Annotated in this window: 20 protein-coding genes, 2 tRNA genes and 1 pseudogene; 14 read left to right on the top strand and 9 right to left on the bottom strand. The window is 34.4% G+C overall.

All coding sequences use genetic code 11. From position 1 onward, the window contains the following. Nucleotides 1-13: 13 nt before the first annotated feature. Entirely contained in the window at nucleotides 14-787 is a 774-nt protein-coding gene (locus tag BKH43_RS05570) for a hypothetical protein (protein WP_095229448.1), read from the bottom strand. 86 nt (nucleotides 788-873) lie between these two features. Further along, nucleotides 874-1,584, bottom strand: coding sequence for a hypothetical protein (locus tag BKH43_RS05565; protein WP_095229446.1), 711 nt, complete (start codon nucleotides 1,582-1,584; stop codon nucleotides 874-876). Between the two features lie 151 nt (nucleotides 1,585-1,735). Between BKH43_RS05565 and BKH43_RS05560 the strand changes: the two genes are divergently transcribed. The 9 genes from BKH43_RS05560 to BKH43_RS05520 all read left to right on the top strand — a co-directional run bounded on the left by BKH43_RS05560 (nucleotide 1,736) and on the right by BKH43_RS05520 (nucleotide 13,452). Further along, the gene (locus tag BKH43_RS05560) at nucleotides 1,736-3,265 is read left to right on the top strand and encodes a hypothetical protein (protein ID WP_095229444.1); all 1,530 of its coding nucleotides are present in this window, start codon (nucleotides 1,736-1,738) and stop codon (nucleotides 3,263-3,265) included. Continuing rightward, nucleotides 3,252-3,980, top strand: a complete 729-nt coding sequence (locus BKH43_RS05555) for a lysophospholipid acyltransferase family protein (RefSeq protein ID WP_095229442.1) — start codon at nucleotides 3,252-3,254, stop codon at nucleotides 3,978-3,980. The genes BKH43_RS05560 and BKH43_RS05555 overlap by 14 nt, the downstream gene beginning before the upstream one ends. 180 nt (nucleotides 3,981-4,160) lie before the next feature. Continuing rightward, a complete protein-coding gene (locus BKH43_RS05550) occupies nucleotides 4,161-4,895 on the top strand; it encodes a disulfide isomerase (RefSeq protein ID WP_095229440.1) in 735 nt (244 codons plus the stop codon). 1 nt (nucleotide 4,896) lies between these two features. Beyond that, a complete protein-coding gene (hisH, locus tag BKH43_RS05545) occupies nucleotides 4,897-5,523 on the top strand; it encodes an imidazole glycerol phosphate synthase subunit HisH (RefSeq protein WP_095229438.1) in 627 nt (208 codons plus the stop codon). Between the two features lie 42 nt (nucleotides 5,524-5,565). Next, the gene (locus BKH43_RS05540) at nucleotides 5,566-7,065 is read left to right on the top strand and encodes a TolC family protein (RefSeq protein ID WP_095229435.1); all 1,500 of its coding nucleotides are present in this window, start codon (nucleotides 5,566-5,568) and stop codon (nucleotides 7,063-7,065) included. Nucleotides 7,066-7,075: 10 nt separating this feature from the next. Next, the gene (locus tag BKH43_RS05535; protein ID WP_095229433.1) at nucleotides 7,076-7,813 is read left to right on the top strand and encodes an HlyD family efflux transporter periplasmic adaptor subunit; all 738 of its coding nucleotides are present in this window, start codon (nucleotides 7,076-7,078) and stop codon (nucleotides 7,811-7,813) included. A gap of 12 nt (nucleotides 7,814-7,825) precedes the next feature. Continuing rightward, nucleotides 7,826-10,912: an efflux RND transporter permease subunit gene (locus BKH43_RS05530; RefSeq protein ID WP_095229431.1), complete on the top strand. Its 3,087-nt coding sequence runs from the start codon at nucleotides 7,826-7,828 to the stop codon at nucleotides 10,910-10,912. Between the two features lie 522 nt (nucleotides 10,913-11,434). Further along, nucleotides 11,435-12,262 carry a DUF5718 family protein gene (locus BKH43_RS05525; RefSeq protein ID WP_095229490.1) on the top strand — a complete coding sequence of 276 codons (828 nt, stop codon included), beginning with the start codon at nucleotides 11,435-11,437 and terminating at the stop codon, nucleotides 12,260-12,262. An 863-nt stretch (nucleotides 12,263-13,125) separates the two neighbouring features. Continuing rightward, nucleotides 13,126-13,452, top strand: a complete 327-nt coding sequence (locus BKH43_RS05520) for a hypothetical protein (protein ID WP_095229429.1) — start codon at nucleotides 13,126-13,128, stop codon at nucleotides 13,450-13,452. Here the strand turns inward: BKH43_RS05520 and BKH43_RS05515 are convergent. The 5 genes from BKH43_RS05515 to BKH43_RS05495 all read right to left on the bottom strand — a co-directional run bounded on the left by BKH43_RS05515 (nucleotide 13,449) and on the right by BKH43_RS05495 (nucleotide 17,041). Further along, a complete protein-coding gene (locus tag BKH43_RS05515; RefSeq protein ID WP_095229427.1) occupies nucleotides 13,449-13,901 on the bottom strand; it encodes a hypothetical protein in 453 nt (150 codons plus the stop codon). The two genes, BKH43_RS05520 and BKH43_RS05515, sit on opposite strands and share 4 nt — an antisense overlap. A gap of 124 nt (nucleotides 13,902-14,025) precedes the next feature. Beyond that, on the bottom strand, nucleotides 14,026-14,553 hold the full coding sequence (locus BKH43_RS05510) for a BspA family leucine-rich repeat surface protein (protein WP_216358496.1): 528 nt from the start codon (nucleotides 14,551-14,553) through the stop codon (nucleotides 14,026-14,028). A 63-nt stretch (nucleotides 14,554-14,616) separates the two neighbouring features. Then, the gene (locus tag BKH43_RS05505) at nucleotides 14,617-15,693 is read right to left on the bottom strand and encodes a HAMP domain-containing sensor histidine kinase (protein ID WP_095229424.1); all 1,077 of its coding nucleotides are present in this window, start codon (nucleotides 15,691-15,693) and stop codon (nucleotides 14,617-14,619) included. Beyond that, nucleotides 15,693-16,007 carry a hypothetical protein gene (locus BKH43_RS05500; protein WP_172402325.1) on the bottom strand — a complete coding sequence of 105 codons (315 nt, stop codon included), beginning with the start codon at nucleotides 16,005-16,007 and terminating at the stop codon, nucleotides 15,693-15,695. Before BKH43_RS05500 ends, BKH43_RS05505 begins: the two co-directional genes overlap by 1 nt. A gap of 14 nt (nucleotides 16,008-16,021) precedes the next feature. Further along, nucleotides 16,022-17,041, bottom strand: a complete 1,020-nt coding sequence (locus BKH43_RS05495; RefSeq protein WP_095229420.1) for a flagellar basal body P-ring protein FlgI — start codon at nucleotides 17,039-17,041, stop codon at nucleotides 16,022-16,024. A gap of 138 nt (nucleotides 17,042-17,179) precedes the next feature. Here BKH43_RS05495 and BKH43_RS05490 point away from each other — a divergent pair, with 138 nt between their 5' ends. Together BKH43_RS05490 and BKH43_RS05485 are read left to right on the top strand one after the other, a co-directional pair. Next, nucleotides 17,180-17,470, top strand: a complete 291-nt coding sequence (locus BKH43_RS05490) for a hypothetical protein (protein WP_095229418.1) — start codon at nucleotides 17,180-17,182, stop codon at nucleotides 17,468-17,470. A gap of 142 nt (nucleotides 17,471-17,612) precedes the next feature. Beyond that, on the top strand, nucleotides 17,613-17,930 hold the full coding sequence (locus BKH43_RS05485; RefSeq protein ID WP_095229416.1) for a hypothetical protein: 318 nt from the start codon (nucleotides 17,613-17,615) through the stop codon (nucleotides 17,928-17,930). Nucleotides 17,931-18,360: 430 nt separating this feature from the next. On the opposite strand, the gene BKH43_RS05480 is transcribed toward BKH43_RS05485, so the two are convergent. Beyond that, on the bottom strand, nucleotides 18,361-18,564 hold the full coding sequence (locus BKH43_RS05480; protein WP_095229414.1) for a hypothetical protein: 204 nt from the start codon (nucleotides 18,562-18,564) through the stop codon (nucleotides 18,361-18,363). A gap of 474 nt (nucleotides 18,565-19,038) precedes the next feature. Then, nucleotides 19,039-19,113: transfer RNA gene (locus BKH43_RS05475), tRNA-Asn, on the bottom strand. Nucleotides 19,114-19,343: 230 nt separating this feature from the next. Here BKH43_RS05475 and BKH43_RS05470 point away from each other — a divergent pair. The 3 genes and pseudogenes from BKH43_RS05470 to BKH43_RS05460 all read left to right on the top strand — a co-directional run. After that, a pseudogene (locus BKH43_RS05470) lies at nucleotides 19,344-20,636 on the top strand (DEAD/DEAH box helicase); the annotation flags it as partial. A gap of 237 nt (nucleotides 20,637-20,873) precedes the next feature. Then, on the top strand, nucleotides 20,874-21,689 hold the full coding sequence (locus BKH43_RS05465) for a pseudouridine synthase (protein ID WP_095229410.1): 816 nt from the start codon (nucleotides 20,874-20,876) through the stop codon (nucleotides 21,687-21,689). A gap of 54 nt (nucleotides 21,690-21,743) precedes the next feature. Beyond that, nucleotides 21,744-21,818, top strand: a tRNA-Val gene (locus BKH43_RS05460). Nucleotides 21,819-21,841 lie beyond the last annotated feature (23 nt).

Raw genomic sequence — 21,841 nt, 5'->3', positions numbered from 1 at the left:
ATTTTTGTTACTTTTAGTTTTTAGCTTTTTCTGCGTCTTTGGTATCTTGTTTTATATCTTCTTGTTTCATCTTTTTAGCATCTTTAGGCTTTAAGAGTTTGATACTTGTATCATAGGTATCACTTCCTACTTTTAGTGTGACTTTTAAAGTTCCAGCTTTTAGCCTCTTATAAGGTATAAGCACAAAGCCTCCTTTTGCACTATCTTTTAATAGGGTACTTTTTCTAAGGTAGTTTTGATAGATTAGGGCATTGGCCTTATTGATAGCGTTTTGGTCTAGTTGGGCTTGGAGGGTTGAGCGTGCTATGGCGTAGTTGTAAAAGCCGTAGTTAAATCCAAAGCCATAGATTCCAAAAGGGACAAAAGGAGCATAAAAAGGTGCACTAAAATAGATATCACTTGGAGTTAAAGCTGTGCTTATCCTTGCTGGTTTTGTATAAACTCCATAGTCATAAGCAGCATCACTTAGATTTAAGTTAGCCCACCTTAACTCATCATAGCTTAGAGGATAGATTGGTTTTCCGTTCATATAAAAGCTGAGATTTGAAAGATCAAATATACTTGGGGTATTTTTGCTTTCTGCTGTTACGTATAAAACTAGTGGTGTAGTATCAAAACCACCAACTTTTTCTTGGCCAACTTCTAGTTGAATCTTAGAGTTAGGCTTAGAATCTTGATAGATCTTTATGCCATTATCATAGCTACTAACTTGGCTTGGCTGTAAGACTAGGCTAGTACAGCCTGTAAGAAAGACTACGCAAGTAAGGATGGTTAGATACAGTTTCATTTTAGTGCTCCTTATGAGTTATGTTTAAGATATAGCTTTTTTAGATTCTTAGGAAAATCATACATCAGTTTTTACTAACCTAGCTTCTACCTTGAAGCGTTTAAAAGCTTGATTTGCGTGCTATAAGCATCATCTCCTACTTTAACTATCACTCTTAAGATTCCAGGTTTTAGCTCTTTATAAGGTATAAGCACAAAGCCTCCTTGTATGCTACCTTTATATGGAGTGTCTTTTTTAAGATAGCTCTTATATATCAAAGCATTAGTCTTAGCTCTTGCATTTTGGTTAAGCCTAGCTTGTAAGTCTTGCTTTGAAGCGACATAGCTATTTGGCGCGTACTTAATGCTAAAGGCATGTATACCATGAGGTCTAAGTGGGACATAAGTTGGCTCACCTGAGTGAAGCTCATTTGCTATCATTATCTTATTTGCACTTTGTGGTTTTATATAGATTCCATAATCATAGGCTACATCACTTAGATCTAGGCTTTCTTTTTTTAGCTCGCTATAAGTTAGAGGAAAGACTTCTTTGTCATTCATATAAAAGCTTATATTAGACATATCAAAGGTATTTTGTGTATCTTTGCTTTCTGCTGTTATGTATAAAACTAAAGGGGTGGTGTTAAAACCGCCAACTTTTTCTTGGGCGAGTTCTATTTGTATCTTAGAAGTAGGCTTGGAATCTTGATAGATCTTTATGCCACTATCATAACTGCTAATCTTTGCTGGTTGCAAAGATAAACTAACACAGCCTGTTAGAAAAACTATGCAACCTATTATCATAATTACTAGCTTCATGACTTATCTCCTTGCCATATTTGGTCTTCTGATTATCATTTTATAACAAAAAAGAGAATCATATACTAATAAATGATAATTTTTATCCAATATCTCAGTGTGATATAATCGCCCAACACGTTTTTATAAACATTCTCAAGGATCTTGCATAATGGGCTTTTTTAAAAAATGTATATTTTTGTGCTGTATCTTTAGTATGGTTTATGTGCTTGCTAGTACGGAAGCTAATATAAATTTTGGTAGTAAAACCACTAACACTAACACAAGCTTAAATGTGCCAAAGATAGCCCAAACTAGCCCATCTCAAGCAGCTCCTATAACCATAACTAATAGCAATGAGCCTAGTATCTTAGGCACTATTCAAGGTGCTAATAAACCCATGCAATCTAGCACTCCAAATATAAGCACAGCTAATACTAAAAATGCATCAAATCCTACCAATGCACAAAGTGTTACGATTCCACCACCTGCTAATGCAAACGTGTTGCCAGCTACCACAAACTCATCTACTACATCTAATGTTTCAAATGGTATAAATATATTAGAAGGGAATGAGCCTTTACCTACTAATGCAACTGAAGTACTAGATGATCCAAACACAGCCATAGAAGAAAACCTTCCATCTAATACAAACCTACTGCCTAATACAAAAGATGGAACTCACACCATAGAATCTAAGATAGTGCATGTAAGTCTAGATACTAAACCAGATTCTATAAATCCAGATAATTTATATGTAGGAGGCCATGTAAGCATAAGCTATAGAGTGCTACTTTTTAATGATGCTAGGATAGTTCACGTTGAGTTTAATCCAGCCCTTGATAGCAGCAAGCTTGAAGTATCAAGCGTTACTCCTTTTATAAGACAAAGTGATGGAAGCTATCTAATAACTTATGTTTTTAAGATTAAGGCTTTAAAAGTTTATATACCGCCTTTAAATGTCGTCGTGCAAAATGCGATCTTGCAAGATAGTATGCAGTCTGATGGACTAAGCCTTCAAGCAAAAGATCTAAGTGAGAACAAAAAGTTTAGTGGCGTTATAGCAAGCTCTTTAAAGGTAAGTAACTTTCAAGTAGAAAGCTATGATGATACTTATAATATGGGAGTTTTAGAGTTAGAAAGCACTAAGTCTAACTTAGAAGATCTAAAAATACCCGGCATACAAACCCAAGAGTTTTCTCAAAACTCTACTTTTAGTTATCTTAACTCAGATGGCATAGTATTGCTTAAGTTTCCAAAGAGCTTAGATCATATAAGTTTTGAGTACTTTAACACTGATACAAACAGCTTTGAAACTATAAATCTAAGCACTAGCATACAAACCTTGCAAGCTGATAATGAGAATCTTAACCCAGTTAACAACAGCTTGTTTTTAGTTTATATCATAGTCGCAGTTTTAATAGTTATCTTTTTGATTTTAGCTTTTTGGAGAAAGTCTGTTATATCTTTAATAATAGCTATCTTGCTAATAGCTTATATAATCTATAAGATAGTATTTAACGTAACTAGCGTTACTAATCTCCCAGATGCAAAGGTCTTAATCTTGCCAACTTCATCTTCAACGGTTATGAGTGTAATAACTAAGCCTAAAAAGCTTGAAGTGCTAGGACAGACTAAAAATTACTATAAAGTTAACTTAGATTCTAAAGTAGGATGGATTAGAAAAGATGAAACTAAATAGCACCAAAAACTTAACTTCTAAGCCTAAAAAGCGTCGTTTTAAAGCCCTGCTTGCATCTTTAAGCATAGCTATAGGCTTACCTACAATAATTTGCTTTATTAAGTTTCAAAAAAACAATGGAAGAAAGGCTAGGCGGTATTGCTCTTTGTTTTTTCCAATATGTGGTTTTAAGTTAGATAAAAGAGGAGAGTATGACTTAGAGGCAAACTTGATAGTAGTTAATCACCAAAGCCTAGTAGATATTATCTGCCTTGAAGGAGATCATCCTAGGAATATATGTTGGGTGGCTAAAAAAGAGTTAGGAGATATCTTTTTATATGGACATGCTTTAAAAGCACCTGAGATGATACTTATAGATAGAGAAGATAAGAAAGGTTTACTTACACTTTTAAAGGTTGCTAAGGAGAAAGTCGCAGAAGGAAGACCACTAGTTATCTTTCCTGAAGGCACTAGAAGTAAAGGAGAAGCTAACCTTTTGCCTTTTAAACCAGGTGCGAAGATGCTAGCTGAAAAATTAAACCTAAAAGTTCAACCTATAATCTTAGTAAACACAAAAAAGCTTTATAACCCTAAGACTTTTTCAAGTCAAACAGATACTGTAAGGATGGTGATAATGCCTTCTTTTACCCCTACAGCTGGGAGTGACTGGTATGAAAAGTTAGAAAAAGATATGACTAGGGAGTACCAAAAAAACTATCATGAATTAAATGGCTAAAAAAGCACTCAAAACTACCTAAATAACCTGCACTAAGACAAGACTAGCCCTGCCTTAATGGATCAAAATATAGTTTAAGGAGTGCGGGCTTAAATTCTCAAGTAAGGGAGTATGTTGAAATTAAGTCTATATAATTAGTTATTCACAAAACTACAATATATCTCACTAAAAGGATCATATATGAAGCGACTTTTCAGCCTTCTTTTTATCTCTAGCGCACTTAGTGTTACCCTGTTTGCTTCACCAGTAGTGGATTTAGTAAAAAAACAAACCGGACTTAATGTGAAAGTTTTAGATTCTAAGCCTTTAAAAAGCGATAAAGACTTAAGTCTTATAACTTTAAAAGATGAGAAGTCTGGAACTAAAACTCTAGCTATAACTAATAAAGAGGGTAACTTACTATTTGGTGTGAATGATGTTGTTTTTAGCGTTGATAAAGATGATAGCAACCTTATATTAAGTAGTCTTGGAGCCTTAAAAGCTTATAATACTAATGTGATGGCACAAGCTGGCGTTAGAAATGTTATAGCATCTTTGCCTAAAAAGTACATTATAACTTTACCAACCACTAACAAAGCAGCTAGTCATACTGATATTTATATAGTTTCAGATCCTATGTGTCCTCACTGTCAAGCTGAACTAAAAGATATAAATAACAGGCTAAAAGAAGGCAATGTACATATGATCTTGATAGGTTGGCTAAGTGATCAATCAGCCTATAAAGCTAAAGAAATTTATGATTCTATAAACTCACTAAAAACTGAAAAGGAGAAAATCGCTCTTTTAGATAAGGTCTATAATCCAGCCTATAAAGCTAAGCAAAGTGATGTTGGCTTTATAGCTGATATGACTAAGAATCTAACAGGGCCTAATAAGGTTCAAGGCGTGCCTTACATAATAAAAGAGGATAATTAGTTTGAATATAGGCGTATTAGACTATAAAGTTGGCAATGTTGCAAATGTCTTGCGTTGCCTTAACTTCATAGATTCTAAAAGTAATGTTGCCTTAGCAAATGCTAATAATCTAAAAAGTTTTGATAAGTTAATCCTCCCAGGAGTTGGTTCTTTTCAAAAGGCTATGAGCAATCTTGCAGAGACTAATAGCTTAGAATCTGTTTTAGAGTTTGCTAAAAGTGGAAGATATATGCTTGGTATCTGCCTTGGTGCGCAGATCCTTTTTGAAAGAGGCTATGAGTTTGGAAGTCATGAAGGCTTAGGACTTTTAAAAGGTGAGGTAAAAGGTTTTAAATCCTTAAAAGCTTTTGAAGAAGGTAAGATAAAAGTTCCTCACATCGGATGGAATAAAAACTATAAAACTAGTGCCTCTCCTTTGCTTGATGGATTAGAAGATGAGTTTTATCTCTACTTTGATCATGGCTTTTATATGGAGTGTGAAAAAGACGCACTTTTGGCGAGATGTGAGTATGGCGTAACTTTTGCTTCTATAGTTGGGAAGGATAACATCTTTGGAATCCAACCTCACCCAGAAAAGTCTCATAACTCTGGCATGAAGATTCTAGAAAATTTTTTAGCACTAAAGTAAAAAGCCCAAAACCAAATGAGAGCTTTAATATAAGGAAAGTTTATGAACCCTATTAAGATACTTTTAATGGTTGCCACGGTTTGTCTTGGCCTAAATGCAAAGACCATGGCAGATAGCACAAAAAGCAAGGCTACACAAAAAAACACAGTAGATAAGCTAAAGCAAAGTGAGATTACTCCGGCTAACTCAGTTCAAAGTATCTTGGCACAAAGTATGCAATCACCAAATGCTTTATCGCCGAGTTCTTTATCAGATAGAGATACAGATCTTCAAGAGGCCGTGCAAGCAGATAATATAGATGAGAACTCTATACTTGAGACTTTTAAGAGTCAAAAAGATAGTCCAAATGCTATGTCTTTAAGAGACCTTTTAAAAGGTGTTGATAATAACTTATCCTTACAAGCAGATGATCTTTTAGTAAGACAAGCTAGCAAGGATAAGACAGTAGCCCAGTTAAGCTTTATCCCACGTGTTGATGTTGGCTACTCCTTTGATCAGCAAAATAAAGGCTCACTAAGCTATCAAACTCAAGCTGCTCAAGTAACTGCTTCGGTTAATATCTTCAATGGTTTTGCTGATATCAATAATGTTAGAGGTAAGGAGGCACTTTTACAAAAGTCAGTAGAAGATAGAAAGTATCTAAAAGAAAGCCTTTATCTTCAAGTTATACAACAATACTATGCCTACTTTACTAATCTCGCTAATGAGACATCCTTACAGCAAAAGCTAAAACAGATTAATGAAGATATAGATAGAGTTTCTAAGCTTTATGGCCAAGGGTTAAGTACCATTGATGACTTAGAATCTTTAAAGGCCCAAGCTAGTTTAACTGAGTATGACATACAAAATGCTGCTCTTTCAGTTGAGCAATCAAGACTAACTATTAAGTATCTTACTAACAAAGATATGAAAGGTGTTTATGTAGAGGCTATAAAAGATCCAATCTACAAAGTAGAACAAAGAGCAGACATCCAGTCTCTTATGTATCAAAACCAAAACCTTAGCTTTACTAACAAGCAGTTAAACTTTTATCCAACACTAGATTTATCAAACACTTATACTTTTAACATACAAGTTCCTAACTACATCACACCAGAACAGCTTGCAAACCCTATCTTTGGGGCAAACTTTGCTACTAACTTAAATACTCTAACGCTTACTTTAACCTATAAGCTTTTTGATAAGATAGGGCTAGGCATACAAAAACAGTCTTTAATGTATTCCTACCTAGCTACTCAAAAGCAGATAGATTACAAAAAGCTAGAACAAAACAAAGATGTAGAGTTTTATAGAAAAAGTATAGAGGTAGCCAGAAATCAGATCATTAGCTCAAGGGCAGGGTTAGAGAGTGCAAATATATCTTTTGAAAATATTAAGAAGAAATATGATTCTAACTTAATCACTTTTGCTGATTATTTACAAGCTCTTTCAACTAAGTACAGTGCAGAGGCTACTTATGTACAAAGTCTTAATAACTACGAGCTACAAAAGGCTAACTACATATTCTATAGCGGACAAGATCTAGAAGATTACATAAAATAAAGGAATCCCAATGCGAATTTTACTAATAACTTTAATGTGTGCAAGTTTGGCTATGGCTGATGAGGTTTATGCTATCTTTAATGTAGCAGCCCTTAGGGATTCTAACCTTGCTTTAAATAGCGCAGGCATAGTAGATAAGATAGATGTAGATGTAGGCTCTAAAGTTAAAAAAGGTGAAGTTTTATTAAGCCTTGCAAACCAAGATAAGCTTGCTAATGTAAATGGTGCTAAAAGTCAGTATGACTTTGCAAAAGCCCAATATGAAAGATATCAAAGAAGTGGTAGTGCTGTTGATAAAAATACTTTAGAGCAAAACTACTCAAACTATAAGAATCTTGAAAGTGCTTATAACTACAACATGGCACTTTATAATGACACTATATTAAAAGCACCATTTGATGGAGTAATAGCTTCTAAAAATACAGAACTTGGCAATGGTGTACAAGGTGTTTCAACTACTCTTTTTAGACTAGTAAGTGATAAGAAAAAGATGGTTATACAATTTGATTCTAAGTATATAAATGATGTAAAAGTTGGAGATATCTATAAGTACTCAGTAGATGGTGATGGTAAGTATCAAGAAGCAAAGATTTATAAGATCTACCCAACTATAGATGTAAACACTAGAAAAGTTACTGCTGAAGCAAGTATTAGTGATGATGCCCAACCTGGACTTTTTGGAGATGGCTATATACTCACTAAAGACACTAAACCACCAGTAGCTACAACTACAACAACTAAAAAGTAGAGTACCTAAACTATGTATAAACTAGCCATAACTCGCCCAGTTACCACTTTAATGTTTGCCATTGCCTTAGTGTTTTTTGGAATCCAGTCTTTAGAAAAGATTCCAAAAGCACTATTCCCAGATATAGATATACCTGTAGTTGTTGTTATAACTACTTATCCAGGCGCTAGTCCAGAGACTGTAGAAACTAAGGTTACAGATAGGATAGAACAAGCTGTTATGGGTATAGATGGCTTAAAAAGTGTTACTTCTAACTCAGCAAGAAACACTAGTATAGTAACCATACAGTTTCAGCTAGATAAGCCAATAGATGAAGCAGTTAATGACGTTAGAGATAAAGTTTCAACTGTTCAACTTGATAGTGATGTAAATTCTCCAACTATTAGAAAAGTTGATACTGGAAGTACACCTATAGTTTCAGTTTTTATGAGAAGTGATACCATCCCAGTAACTGAGATGATGAAACATGCTAATAACGTTATAGGCCCTATGCTTCAGCGCATTAGCGGGGTTGGTAACGTGCAGATGGCAGGTTATAGGGCTAGACAGATTAAAATCTATCCAGATCCAACTTTGATGAATAAGTATGGAATCACCTATCCTCAACTTGCAACTATCATAGGTAATCAAAACTTGGAGATAGATGGTGGAAGACTAGTTACATCTAAAAAAGAGTTCTCTGTTATCACAGATGCTAATGGTTACACAGTAAAAGATATAGAAAATATACGTGTTAAAGATGGCCTAAGGCTTAAAGATATAGCACAAGTTAAAGATGACTTACAAGAAGAAAAGACCTATGCATCTTTTGATAGAAAACAAGGCGTTATCTTTGAAGTACAAAAGATAACTGGGGCTAATGAGATAGCTATAGCTGATGCAGTTTATAAAGAGCTTCCAGCTATGAGAGAAGTAAGCCCAGGCTATGATATATCTATATTTAGAGATACTACAACTTTTACTAGAAGCTCTATAAAAGATGTTGAGTTTGACTTAGCACTTGGTGGATTGCTAGCTGTTATAGTTGTGTTTTTCTTCCTACGTGACTTTGGTATAACTATAGTTTCAGCTATATCTATACCAGTTTCTGTCTTAGCAGTCTTTATGCTTTTACGTATGGTAGGCTATAGCCTTAATATGATGACGCTTATTGCCATAACGCTTAGTATTGGTATCATTATAGATGACGCTATAGTTGTTATAGAAAACATACACAAAAAGCTAGAAAGCGGACTGCGGAAAAGGGAAGCTGCATATGAGGGGGTTAGAGAGATAGGCTTTGCTATCATTGCCATCTCTGCCATGCTTTTATCTGTGTTTATCCCAGTTGGAACTATGTCTGGGATAGTAGGGCGCTTTTTCCAAAGCTTTGGAGTAACTGTAGCCTTAGCAGTTGCTGTAAGTTATGTTGTAGCTACAACTGTTATACCTATGTTTTCTTCTATCATAGTTACCCCTAAGCCCTCTAAGTTTTATCATTGGAGTAAGCCCTTCTTTGATAAGATGGATGCGGGTTATAAAGCTATAGTTACTTGGATAGTTGCTACTAAAAAAAGCATGACTTTAGTGGTAGTGGTTATCTTTGGAATCTTTGGGGCTTCTTTATATGTAGCTAGCACTTTGGGTAATGAGTTTATGCTAAAAGAAGATAGAAGCCAGTTTATGATCTATATGAGAAATACTCCAGGCATATCAATAACTGATATGAAAAGAAAGGCCATGCTTTTTGAAAGCTTAATTAAGAAAAATCCTTATGTTAAATACGTCACAGTTGAAGTAGGACCTGGAACTATACAAAGCGTGTTTGTTGCTACCTTGTATGTGGCTTTAAAGCCTTATGAAGAAAGAAAGCATATAAAAGGTGCTGGTGAGTTTGAGATTATGGATCAAGTTGCAAAAGAGATAAGGGCCCAACCTGATGCAAAAAATATGCTTATAGCCCCAGCTGAGGTGCCTTTAGTTGGTGGAGGAAGTGATAACTCGCCTTTCCAAGTAGTAGTTTATGCACCTGTTGAAGCTGTCATGCAAAAAAGCGTTAAAAAGTTAAGTGAGTTTTTAAAGACTGATCCTGAACTTAAAGGTAAGTTAGAAAACTTCCACCTTTCTACTTCAGACTATCAACCTGAATATAGAATCCATGTTATTAAATCAATCGCTGCAAAGTATGGAATCACAGCTCAAGATATAGGACAAGCTATAGGAGCAGCTTTTTCTGGTGAAACACGTATTGCCTACTTTAAAGAAGATGGAAAAGAGTATGACATCACTATGAGAGTGCCTGATGATAAACGCTACACTCCTGAAGATATTAAACGTCTTCAAGTTAGAAGCAGTGATGGTAATTTAATATTCTTAGATGGGCTAGTAACCATAACTGAGCAAACTTCACCTAGTACTATTAATAGGTATGCTAGACAAAGAAGTATAACTGTAGCTGCAACTCCAGCACATGGCATGAGTTTAGGGCAAGTGATAGATATAGTTAATAAAAACAAAGATAAGTGGCTAGAACCAACTGCAGGCTATGCTTTCTTAGGACAAGCTGATAATCAGTCAGAAGCTTCACAAGCCTTTGGTACAGCTATAACTATGGCATTTATACTTATCTATCTAATCTTAGCTGCCCTTTATGAAAGCTTCTTACTGCCACTAGTTATTATGATAACTATGCCTTTAAGTTTTGCAGGAGCCTTCTTTGCTATCAAGCTTTCAGGAACTGCTATGAGTATGTTTTCTACCATGGGGCTAATCCTCCTCATAGGTATGGTTGGAAAGAACGCAACCTTACTAGTAGATATTGCTAATGAAAAGCGGAAGGAGGGTATGGATAGTAGGGAGGCTATAATCTTTGCAGGGAGTGAGCGTTTGCGGCCTATACTTATGACTACTATTGCCATGGTGGTAGGTATGCTGCCTCTTGCTATAGCTGGAGGGGATGGAAGTTCTATGAAGCAACCTATAGGTATATCTATGATAGGTGGGTTAATCTTAAGTATGCTTTTAAGTTTGCTTGTTATACCTGTATTTTATAGGGTTGTAGCACCACTTGATGATAAGCTTAAAAATTTATATAAACCTAAAAAAGAAGATAAGTTTTAAAAAAGCTAGGTTTTCTTTGCAAGCAAGTTTTAAGGGCTGCTTGCAAGGGCCTTTAACATTAAGATAGAATCTATACCTTAAAGTACTTAAAGTTTTTCTTGCCTTTTAAAGATTTTTCTTACTGTAATATCTTTTAAAGACTCTTATTTTTAGAATCTGCATTCTTTTTACTTTGTTTATATGGCTATAAGCACTTTTTTCCCATTTTTTAGATTCTTTTTGCATTGCATTGTTGTAATATCTTTACAGTTTTAGCATTGTCTATTTTTATAGCCTTATTTTAGTTACTTTAAGTTACTTTATACTATTTAAAATGTATGGATTCTATACGCATTAGTTTTTATTTTTATTTTTTTTAAGAGGCTTAAAAATATAAAATGTAACTTTTTTCTACTAGAAATAAAATAAATATTTTTTATTTGTGTTTTTTATACGCATATTAAAAAATTTTGATAAATATATCATTTTTAGTTTTGCCATCAAACGTAGGAGTTTATTATGATTGAAGAAAATAGTTGTGACATAAAACAATGTATGTGTTTTGGCGTAGCAGGAAACTTTGCTGGCCATTTAGAACAAGCTGGGGAAGCAAGTGACTTTCATAACGTCAAAGCAGATGAAGAGGGTGCGCCTAAGGGGATCTTTCCTTTTTATATACCTGGCTCAAAAGATTTTCTAGGAAGATACTGCATAGATAACTCTAAAGTCGTACTACCACAAGACCCAAAAGCTGAAGTACAAGCTGAACCAGAGATAGCCTTAGAGTGTGAAGTAGTTTATAAAGATGGCAAGATAGAAACATTACTGCCTAAGTACTTCATGGCCTTTGATGATACTTCAGTTAGGAATGATAAAAGTGCCACAAAGATCTCCCAAAAGAAGAATTTTTCTATAGCTTCAAAGGGTATGGGCAACAAAAAGATAAAGATAGATAAGTTTAGTAAGGGTGGGATTTGTGATAAGTACTCTATAACTGCATTTTTGCTAAGTGATGGAGAGGTGTATGAGTATGGAGAAAACTCTGAGATAGCAAGCTATAGTTACTTTTATGAGAAGTTAATAGAGTGGATAGTTAAAAAACTAAACACTCAACAAGACTTTTCAGTACTAGAAAACTTAAATGAGATCATAAATAATGCCTCTTGCCCAGGACACATACTTATAGCAATAGGTGCTACACGCTACACTCATCTAGGTGAAACAAGATTTTTAAAAGATGGTGATGAGATAGTTATAATCACTTATGATCACACTAAAAATACTTTTGAAGATATAAAGTCTAAGATCAAAGATAAAAACTTTGACTTGCCTGATGCATCCATAGTTAGACAAAAAATACTAAAGGCCTAACTTTTTACTTAACAAGCTTTTAGTAAAGAGGCTTTTTGGCCTCAAACTTTACTTAGTCTTATCTCTTCCCCACACCTACTTCAATTTATCTTATGTAGCTTATAACTATCTTTTTTGTTACTAAAATAGAGACTATAAAGAGTTATAGCGTTTTTAAATTTTTGCGTTTAAAAAAAACTTGATTCGCTTATAGCCTATGTAGGTAGGCTAAGTGGCTATGCACATAGGCTTACTTAGAATCTATTTTAGAACATATATAAAATGATGGTTATTACCCAGACTTTTGCACTAAACTCACTCACTAGGTAGTCTAAAGGCTAGAGAAAAAAGTGGGTGTGAGTTAGTAGGCAGGTGTTTTAAAAAAAAGATTTATTAAAACTTAGGCTAGTCATCTAACAAACTAGGAAGGTTGTGTCTATATCGATAAGATGACTATACTCTCATCATTAATCTCAAAGATAACAACATAGCCTTTATAGATTAGGTCTCTTACATTATTTCTATTAAGTATCTGATTTTTTAAAGCGATAAGGCATGTAGGGTATGCTTTGTATTTTCGCAAACAACTCGTTATTAAATCTGTCTGCGCTTTTAAAGGTTGTTTCAGAATCTAGTTTTAATATCAAGTCTTTTATAGCTTTAAGGTTTTTTCACTTAGGCTTGTTATGATAAGTGTCATGCTTGTACTTCTTTATAACTTTTGTTTATATTATGCCAATAAATGACTATATGTGGTCTTACAATGATCTTACGTGTAAAGATGGTGTAAGTGATTTGTTTTTATAAACATATATTGACAATTTATGTGTATTTTGTTTTAATGTAGTGAGTTAAACTAAAATTCTAAGCAAAGGAGCAGATTTATGATTGCTATAGCGTTTCTTGTAGGCATATTCATGATTAGTGGCATTTTTAAAATACTTAATTTTTTTGTAAATGGTGGTGGTGAAAAAATAGCTAATGGTTTTAACTCCTTTGAAAAAAGCTTAGATGACTACGCTAAAAAACAAAAACTAAAAAGAAAAATGCCTATAGATAAAAACGCTCCTTTACAATGGAAAGACTTTAATGATGTTGGTACAAGGACAGGAAGACTAGCAATGAAAGTATTGCCTTGTATATTTGTGTTTATTATAACACTGCCTCTAACTGTAGCTTTTTTAAGATGGTCTCTTGGATATCTTGATTAATCACTATAAGTAGCTACAGCCCTTACTACTTCTTTAGGATCAGCTCCTGTAACTATAGTTATAGTATTAGCATTAGTAACACTAGAGTTAGTAGAAGTAGTTGCAGTAGGTTTACTAACTGCTAGGTTTTGTAGTTCAGCTGCCTTTGGTGGGGCCTTAGTTTTACTTAACTCTACTGTAGTATTAAGTCCTAGTTTATCTCCTATACTAGCTATAAAGTTTCTTGTATCAGTAAAAAAGCCACTTATCTTTCCTATGATGCCACTTATAAAATCAAAAAGATTAGAAAACACTTCACCTACAAACTTACCTACTCTTTCACCTGTACTACTAAAGTCTTCTAAGGCTCCAGTTGATTTTTGTAAGTTACCAAAGAGGGCATTAAAGATTAAAGCTATAGGAGCAAAGACTATCTTTACCATATCCCATATACCTTTTAGTAGTGGCATAAGAGGTCTTGCAGCTTCACTAAAACCTTTAAAGAAACCTTTAAAAAAAGTACTTATTTAGTGGTTAAATAGTATTTAATAAGATAAAGACTTTAAGTATATTTATTAGCACCATTTTTTAAGATTAAGGCCTAGTAAAAAGTAAGTTTTTATCTTTAAGATGCCAGATATCTAGGTTTTGCTTAAAGGCACTGGCTTTGTAAAACATGGATTTATAGTATTTTAGATTTTTTAGATTCCAAGAATCTAAAGGCTGATTAAACTTTACTGCATTATTAAACATATTAGCCATGTTTATGACTTTACTTACATCCCATGTTTCTATGCCACTAAAATCTACTCTTTTGCTGCCTTCAAAGAGATGGGCCATATTAGTTATTAAGCTAGTGTCTATCTCGCCAAGATTTATATTTGGGTTATTTACTAACTTTTTTAATTCTTCATAAGTGGTTGGTTTGTAGAGTTTTGGTTTGCCTTGTTGTTTCATAGACTTAGTTTTAAGTAAGCAGCCTTTTGTTAAAACTAAAGGCTGCTTACAGTTTTTGGAGGTTTTGCATTTATCAAGTTTATCTTGTAAGGCTTTATTTATGTCTAGTGTGTTTGGCACGCTGTAGTGGACTTGGGCTTTGAAGTTATTAATATGATCAAACATCCCTGCACTTCCTTTGTGTGTAAAACTTTATAAGGCTAGGATATCTAAAAAGTAGTATTTGCTCTAGTGTGGTAGTGGTTTGGTTGGGACTTTTAACTCGAAGTACTTAGATTCTATATTGTTAGCATTTAAAAAGCCATTATGTGCTTTAAGTATCTGCTCACTTAAAGCAAGCCCTAGCCCATGACCCTTTAGCTTAGTAGTTTTAAAGGCTTCAAAGAGGGAGGATATATCTTCTATGTCTTTTCCGTTATCATAGATTCTAAATACATAAAAACCTTCTTCTTCAAAAAGCTCTATTTTAACCTTGCCTTTTTCTAAGTCTTCACACTCTTCTATGGCATCTATCGCGTTACAGATTAGATTCTGCAAGGCTATCTCAAAAAGTGAGATATCAACATAGATAGAATCTATACTGTTTAGATTAAAACTAAAGTCTATATCTTTACCATAAGCATACTCATTAATGATAGTTTGCATCTGAGCTTGTAAGTCTTTGATGGCACAAAGTTTAATGTTTGCTTGCACACCTTTTGAAAAAAGTAGCGTACTTTTTATGATGCGCTCAACCCTCCATATAGACTTTTTCATCTCTTCTACTATCTTAGCGCTATTGCTATCTACCCTTTTTTCTAGTACGCTTGCTAAAAGAGAGATAGAACCTATAGGATTTCTTATCTCATGAGCAAGGTGGGCACTTACTTGCCCCATGCTAGCTAGTCTTTCTTGGCGTTTTTGTTCTGTGATATTAGTGGCGGTGATTATAGTTTTATTAGAAACGTGTGAACTTTGTAAAAGGTAGATGTTAGTTTCTAGTCTTATCTCACTTTCAGATTCTAGATTAAAGTTCACATCTAAAAGTTGTGGCAAGCTAGCTGCTTTTTTGTTTTGATAAAACAAGCTTCCATCATCTTCATTAAACACTAGCACAGCTTGAGGGATCATCTCTAGTACTAGCTCTATTAAGGCTTTAAAGTCCTTAAACTCCTTTTCTACTTTATAGCTTTGAAGTATAAACTCATTTAAAAGTTTCAAAAGAGACTGGGTGTCTCCAAGATCTAGTTTTGCAAGATCTGAGAGAGGAGAGTTTGTAGTGTCTTCTTTTGGATTAGAAGTTAAGTCTTGCTTTTTATCTGGCATTAGCTAAGTTTTTCTTTAGCTTTTAAGAAGTTAAAAAGTAGCTCGCTATAGCCAAAGTGCCCGCTTAGTTCACCTGCTAGCTGGTCTTTAAACATAGATTCATAGATCTCATTACCAGGTTGTTTTGGATAGAGGGGATTATCTAGTTTTAAAGATATATCAAGTAGGTTTTTTATAAAAAGGGCTTCAAACTTATCAGTTTGGGCTCTTAGCGCTTTATCATTTTCGCTTAGTTTTTTTGACTTTAGGTTATCAAGTAGCTCTTTGCTTTTTGCAGATGCTAGTGAGTTTAGTGCGTTTGTTTTATCTATCATCATATTTTATCCTTTTAAAGTACTTCTATGTTGGCTGCTATGGCGCCACTTTTTTTCATAGTTTCTAGTATGCTTATAATATTAGCCGGAGTTGCACCCATCTTTTGTAAGGCCCTAACTACACTTGATACGGTTGGATTAAGACCATTACCACTAAGGGTTTTTGTCTCAGTGTTTAGATTTGTAGAATCTACTGGCTCACCACCACTTTTTGCAAAGTCTTTTGTTATCTTTAAAGTGAGATTACCATGGGTTAAAACTATAGGTTGGACATAGATATCAAGCCCTGCGATTATGGTGCCTGATTTTTCATCAACTACGATTTTTTCACGTGTTGTATAGTCTATGTTTATCTCTTGTACTAGGGCTAAAAACTCAACCATACTTAGGTTTTTAGGTTTTATAAGTTTGATAGTTCTAGAATCTAAGGCAGTTGCAGTATTAGGACTAAATGTCTTATTGATTATGTCTTGGATTCTGATAGCGTTTTGAAAGTTAGCTGCATTTAAACTTAAAGTAGCTTCAGTTTTATTACTCAAGCTATAAGGCACTTCTCTTTCAACTGTGGCTCCACCTACTATAGTTCCACTTAAAGAGTTATCGCCTTCACCTACAGTTACACTTCCTTGGGCTAGGGCATAGATCTGGCCATCTACAGCACTAAGTGGGGTCATTATAAGTGTTCCTCCACTTAAAGACTTAGCATCACCTATGCTAGAGACTTTAACATCTATCTTATCGCCTTCTCTTGCAAAGCTATTAAGATTAGCAGTTAGCATAACAGCAGCTACGTTTTTAGACTTGATATCATTAGGATTAACCTTAACGCTCATATTTTCTAACATGTTAGAAATAGACTGCATAGTGAACTTTGAACCACTTTTATCACCTGTGCCATTTAGCCCTATAACTAGTCCATAGCCTATAAGCTGGTTACCTCTAACGCCTACTATATTGGCTATATCGCCTATCTTATCAGCTTTTAAGAAGCTTAAAGCCACCAAGATGGCAAATAAAACTTTGAATATTTTCATGACTTAAATCCTTTTAAATCTCACAACTAATCCAACCAAGTGCTTTAAGTAGCTATGAAGCAAAAGGCATTCCAGAGTGCTAGGATGTTTGTGTTAGAAGTGCGTTTCATGATATAGTAGAAGAGATAGGAGGCTTGTATGTTTAAGTTTAGAAAAACTAGCACTAAGCACGCGTGGGAATCTTGTGCGAAAATCTTTGGACTTTTTATACTAGCTTGTATTTTGTTTTTATCTATCATATTTATCGTTAGTCTTTTTGATAAAAGCTTTAGCCCCTTGTTTAAAGCTATATTTACTCACTTTATAGCTATGCTTTTAGTGTGTGTTGTAGTGATTATACTAGTAGTATCCTTGCAGTATTTGCAAGTTTGTATCCAGCTTTTATGTCTTTACTTATTAGCTTGTTTAAGTTTTTATTTAGTAGGTTAGTTTGCTTTTTAGATGAAGATAGGTATGAAACTTATGTGAAAAAAAGAATGCAACTACGCGCGTGTAGAAAAAGAGTGTAGAAGAAAAATTAGCTTATTTTTACAGACTATTTGATAAAACACCTGGCAAAAAGCACTCAGAGTTGCGCGCATACATATATACTTTTGTAGTTGGCCTCTTTGCTTTTGTGATAGGAGTAGTTATATCAAAGATGGGGCATCCTACCTATGGTCTTGTAGTTGGCATAGTAGGTAGTGTGCTATCTATATCTAGTTTGATGGTTGTATGTTTTAGGTTGGTTTGTGATGTGCCTATAGGTATATGCTGTAAGCAAAGTAGGTTTGGAAGGAAGCATCACAGTTTTTATGGGTATTTTCTTACTTTTGTAGTAGGGCTTTGCATGGTGCTTGTTGGGGCTAGCTTGCATGAAAGGGAGATAGATTCTTTAGCTACTTATTAGAGCTTTTTGGGCTTAGTTTAATACTTATCTTTATATGCATCATAGTTTATAAGGCTATAGCTAAAATATACAGGTACATAAAAGGATCATATATTATAGGCAACATTATCTTTTTTTTATAATCTTTGTAAATTTATCATTGTGAAGGGCGCTAGCACCATTGTGATAAGTCTAGTGTGTTACAAGCACTTAAGCCCTTTAGCCCAAAATCTACTTTTTAAAAATCTTTATCCCTCTTCCCTAACGCCCATAGTCTTTTACATGCTTGTTTTTTTGTTAATGTAAAAATCCAAAGGTGAGAGTGCCTTTGGCTTAAAAAATTATAATTATTGAAGATTTTATTGTTATAGAGATGGCTGCTTGCTAAAAACGACTAGTTTTTATAAAGCTACTTAAATATAGAATCTTTTTAGATTCTATATGTGGGCTTTTATGAGTTACTTGATACGCCTATCCAGTAGATTATAGAAAGTATTAAAAACACAAAGAAAAGATTCTTGGCTCTCATAAATTGCTTGCTTCTAGGCGTTGTAATATTTTGCTTTTTTCTAATTATCGCAGTTGCAACCCAGTATATAAAAAAGAGCACTAAGCATACAACTACAAGCACTGCTACTATAGTCCAAAGTTCCATTTTCATCCTTCATATAGCCTATCAAGCATTAACCTAGAGTCCTTGCTAGCTTAAGGCTATGTTGATGCATGTGCTTGCCAAGGCGTGCATTTAGAGGTTGTGACGTGATAAGTGTGTAAAAATTAAAAGTGAGATTATAAGATATTTTGCCTCTTAGGAGTGTTAAGATACATCTAAATTCTAAGGGCTTAGATGTAAGATAAACTTTTTATGTTTGTTTAGAATCTTGTTTGCCAAAAAGCTCTTTTCTGTATTTATAAAATACAAAAGGCACCATTGCAATCCTCTTTAAAATGGTAGTTTGTTTTTGTTTTTTCTTGTATTTTTGCTTAAATAGAGATTAGAGCTAGAATCTAAGCTTTAGTACCTATTGCACTATACCAAAAAATGATTTGTTGTAACTTTTGTTATAACTAGGGATGGTTCGTAAAATGATTGTTTGGGAGAAATTTAAGTTTAAAGGGGATTTTATACTGGCTCTGGATGTAGGATTCGAACCTACGACCAAGTGGTTAACAGCCACCTACTCTACCGCTGAGCTAATCCAGAATGAATTTTTGTTGATTAAAAGTGGAGATTGTATAAAAAAAATCCACCCATGTCAATAGAAAAATGCATTTTTATCTCATAACTTCATAAAGTTTATATGATTTATGTCAATCTAGGTTATAATCTTATGCAAATCCAGAAATTACAAGAGAGAATATATGTCAAATCAAGATCTACTAGAGAGTAGTACGATAGGCTCAAGTGAGAGCAATCTAGAAGCATTTAAAGCATTAGGTTTAAAAGAGCAAGTTATAAATGGTGTGAAAGAAGCAGGGTTTAGCACACCTTCTCCCGTCCAAGAAAAAGCCATACCACCTATATTAGAAGGAAAAGATGTTATAGCTCAAGCTCAAACAGGTACTGGTAAAACCGCAGCCTTTGCCCTTCCTATATTAAATATGCTAGAAGGAAACTGCGGCATAGAAGCTTTAGTTATCACTCCAACTAGAGAGCTTGCCATGCAAATAAGCGATGAAGTTTTCAAGCTTGGAAAGTTTTTAAGAACTAAAACAGTTTGTGTTTATGGTGGACAAAGTATAAGAAGACAAGTTGAGCTTATAGAAAAAAATCCACAAGTTATGATAGCAACACCAGGTAGGCTACTAGATCACTTAAAACATGGCCATATCAAGAACTTTAATCCTAAAATCATCGTCTTAGATGAAAGTGATGAGATGTTAGATATGGGATTTATAGATGATATAGAAGAGATATTTAGTTATATACCTAATAGCATACAAACTTTACTTTTTAGTGCGACTATGCCAAGTCGTATAAAGCAGCTTGCAGATAAGATTTTATGTGAGCCTGTGTTAGTTAAGATAACTTCAACTAATGTTACTAATACTGATATATCCCAACGCTACTACATCATAAATGATAATGAGAGAAATGACGCTTTAACTAGACTTATAGACACTGAAGCCCCAGGCAAGAGCTTAGTGTTTATAAGAACTAAAAGAGAAGCAGATGAGGTAAATGGCTATTTGCAAAACAAAGGTTATAAGTCTGTAGCGCTTCATGGTGATATGGATCAGCGTGCTAGGAGATCTGCTATAGAATCTTTTAAAAGAAATGATAGTGATATCTTAGTGGCTACAGATGTTGCAGCACGTGGGCTTGATATAAGCGATATAAGCCATGTTTTTAACTACCATATGCCACTAAACATAGAATCTTATGTGCATAGGATAGGTCGTACTGGAAGGGCAGGTAAAAAAGGCGTTGCTATAACTCTTGCCACACCTTTAGAGTATAAAGAGTTAAAAAGAATCCAAGCTGAGATTAGTTCTACTTTAGAGCTTTATGAAATCCCAGCAGTTAGTAATGATGAGCTTATAAATAAGATTCTATCTGCTAAAGTAACTGATGATGCCATCCTTTGTTATGAAAGCATAAAAGATAAGATAGATAACGCCCAGCTTATACTTAGACTTTTAAGCCTTAACTTTTCTAATAGCGCAAAAATTGGCATGAGTAAAAAAGACTTTGAAGCAAGCTTCGTAAAAGACCTTAAAAAAAGAGGCGACTTTAAGTCTCATGATAGAAGAGGCAGTGGAGGCAGTGGCAGACGCTTTGGAAGTGGAGGCGGAAGCAGTGGAGGTAGAAGTGATAGGAGAAGTGATAGAGGTGGCGAAAGAAGTGAACGAAGTGGGGATAGAGACTTTAAAAAAAGTAGCGGTAGGAAGGAGTTCCAAAAAGGCGAAAGCTTTAGTAGGGGAGCTTCAAGATCTAAAAAGTACTAGTTTTATCTCTAAAATATGCGACTAAATAAGTACATAGCCAATAATTCTAACTACTCTAGAAAGACTGCAGACTTACTTTTAAGTGAAGGCAGGGTTAAGATTAATGGGATAGTAGTTACTCCAACTACTCCCTTGCCAACTGGCAAGTTTAAGCTAACGATTAATAATAAGCCTATATTTGATATCACAAACTACACGGTCATAGTCTATAACAAGCCAAAAGGGGAGATAGTAAGCAAAACTGACCCACAAGGTAGAAAGACTATCTTTCATTCTCTTAGTTCAAGATATAAGTTTTTTACACCAGTTGGAAGGCTTGATTATGCAAGTGAGGGGCTTTTACTGCTAAGTGATTCTAAGCGAGTAGCTAGCAAGTTAATGGAATCTAGTCTTATTAGAAAGTACATTATAAAAATAGATTCTAAGATAAGTAAAGAGATCATTGAAGGGCTAAATATCGCAGTAAGTGATGGCTTAGATATAGAAGATGCACGTGCTGGTGGGCATGAAAAAAGCCTTATAACTTCTATGCATTTTAAGTTTGATGGTTATGAGATAACTAAAAGTAGTGATAATTTTTCAAGACTAAAAGTAAGTTTAAGTGAAGGTAAAAATAGAGAGTTAAGACGCTTTTTTGCCTACTTTAAGGCTAATGTTTTAGATTTAAAACGCGTAAGCTATGGCTTTATTAGCCTTAATAATTTGCCAGTTGGAAAAACTCGCTTTTTAACTAAGGAAGAGTATAAAGATTTGCATGAGTTTTTGGGAGATGGGAAGGATCTAGCTAAAAGTAAGGGTTTTAGGAGAAGGGAATTTAACGAAGATGATTAGCAAAAATCTAATTGCTAATATATATTTTGGTTATAATGTGACTTTTTCTAAAGTGATCGCGTAGCTCAGTGGTAGAGCACTACCTTGACATGGTAGGGGTCGCTAGTTCAATCCTAGTCGTGATCACCACTTAATTAATTGAGGAAGAATTC

The organism is Helicobacter sp. 13S00401-1, from assembly GCF_002272925.1.
Lineage (GTDB): Bacteria > Campylobacterota > Campylobacteria > Campylobacterales > Helicobacteraceae > Helicobacter_I.
This window is presented reverse-complemented; position numbering and strand designations above follow the sequence as displayed.

What these genes read in the sequence shown, in the direction of transcription:
- BKH43_RS05570 (WP_095229448.1), bottom strand. Translation starts at nt 787, where the DNA reads ATGAAACTGTATCTAACCATCCTTACTTGCGTAGTCTTTCTTACAGGC.
- BKH43_RS05565 (WP_095229446.1), bottom strand. Translation starts at nt 1,584, where the DNA reads ATGAAGCTAGTAATTATGATAATAGGTTGCATAGTTTTTCTAACAGGC.
- BKH43_RS05560 (WP_095229444.1), top strand. Translation starts at nt 1,736, where the DNA reads ATGGGCTTTTTTAAAAAATGTATATTTTTGTGCTGTATCTTTAGTATG.
- BKH43_RS05555 (WP_095229442.1), top strand. Translation starts at nt 3,252, where the DNA reads ATGAAACTAAATAGCACCAAAAACTTAACTTCTAAGCCTAAAAAGCGT.
- BKH43_RS05550 (WP_095229440.1), top strand. Translation starts at nt 4,161, where the DNA reads ATGAAGCGACTTTTCAGCCTTCTTTTTATCTCTAGCGCACTTAGTGTT.
- BKH43_RS05540 (WP_095229435.1), top strand. Translation starts at nt 5,566, where the DNA reads ATGAACCCTATTAAGATACTTTTAATGGTTGCCACGGTTTGTCTTGGC.
- BKH43_RS05535 (WP_095229433.1), top strand. Translation starts at nt 7,076, where the DNA reads ATGCGAATTTTACTAATAACTTTAATGTGTGCAAGTTTGGCTATGGCT.
- BKH43_RS05530 (WP_095229431.1), top strand. Translation starts at nt 7,826, where the DNA reads ATGTATAAACTAGCCATAACTCGCCCAGTTACCACTTTAATGTTTGCC.
- BKH43_RS05520 (WP_095229429.1), top strand. Translation starts at nt 13,126, where the DNA reads ATGATTGCTATAGCGTTTCTTGTAGGCATATTCATGATTAGTGGCATT.
- BKH43_RS05515 (WP_095229427.1), bottom strand. Translation starts at nt 13,901, where the DNA reads ATGCCACTACTAAAAGGTATATGGGATATGGTAAAGATAGTCTTTGCT.
- BKH43_RS05510 (WP_216358496.1), bottom strand. Translation starts at nt 14,553, where the DNA reads ATGTTTGATCATATTAATAACTTCAAAGCCCAAGTCCACTACAGCGTG.
- BKH43_RS05505 (WP_095229424.1), bottom strand. Translation starts at nt 15,693, where the DNA reads ATGCCAGATAAAAAGCAAGACTTAACTTCTAATCCAAAAGAAGACACT.
- BKH43_RS05500 (WP_172402325.1), bottom strand. Translation starts at nt 16,007, where the DNA reads ATGATAGATAAAACAAACGCACTAAACTCACTAGCATCTGCAAAAAGC.
- BKH43_RS05495 (WP_095229420.1), bottom strand. Translation starts at nt 17,041, where the DNA reads ATGAAAATATTCAAAGTTTTATTTGCCATCTTGGTGGCTTTAAGCTTC.
- BKH43_RS05490 (WP_095229418.1), top strand. Translation starts at nt 17,180, where the DNA reads ATGTTTAAGTTTAGAAAAACTAGCACTAAGCACGCGTGGGAATCTTGT.
- BKH43_RS05480 (WP_095229414.1), bottom strand. Translation starts at nt 18,564, where the DNA reads ATGGAACTTTGGACTATAGTAGCAGTGCTTGTAGTTGTATGCTTAGTG.
- BKH43_RS05465 (WP_095229410.1), top strand. Translation starts at nt 20,874, where the DNA reads ATGCGACTAAATAAGTACATAGCCAATAATTCTAACTACTCTAGAAAG.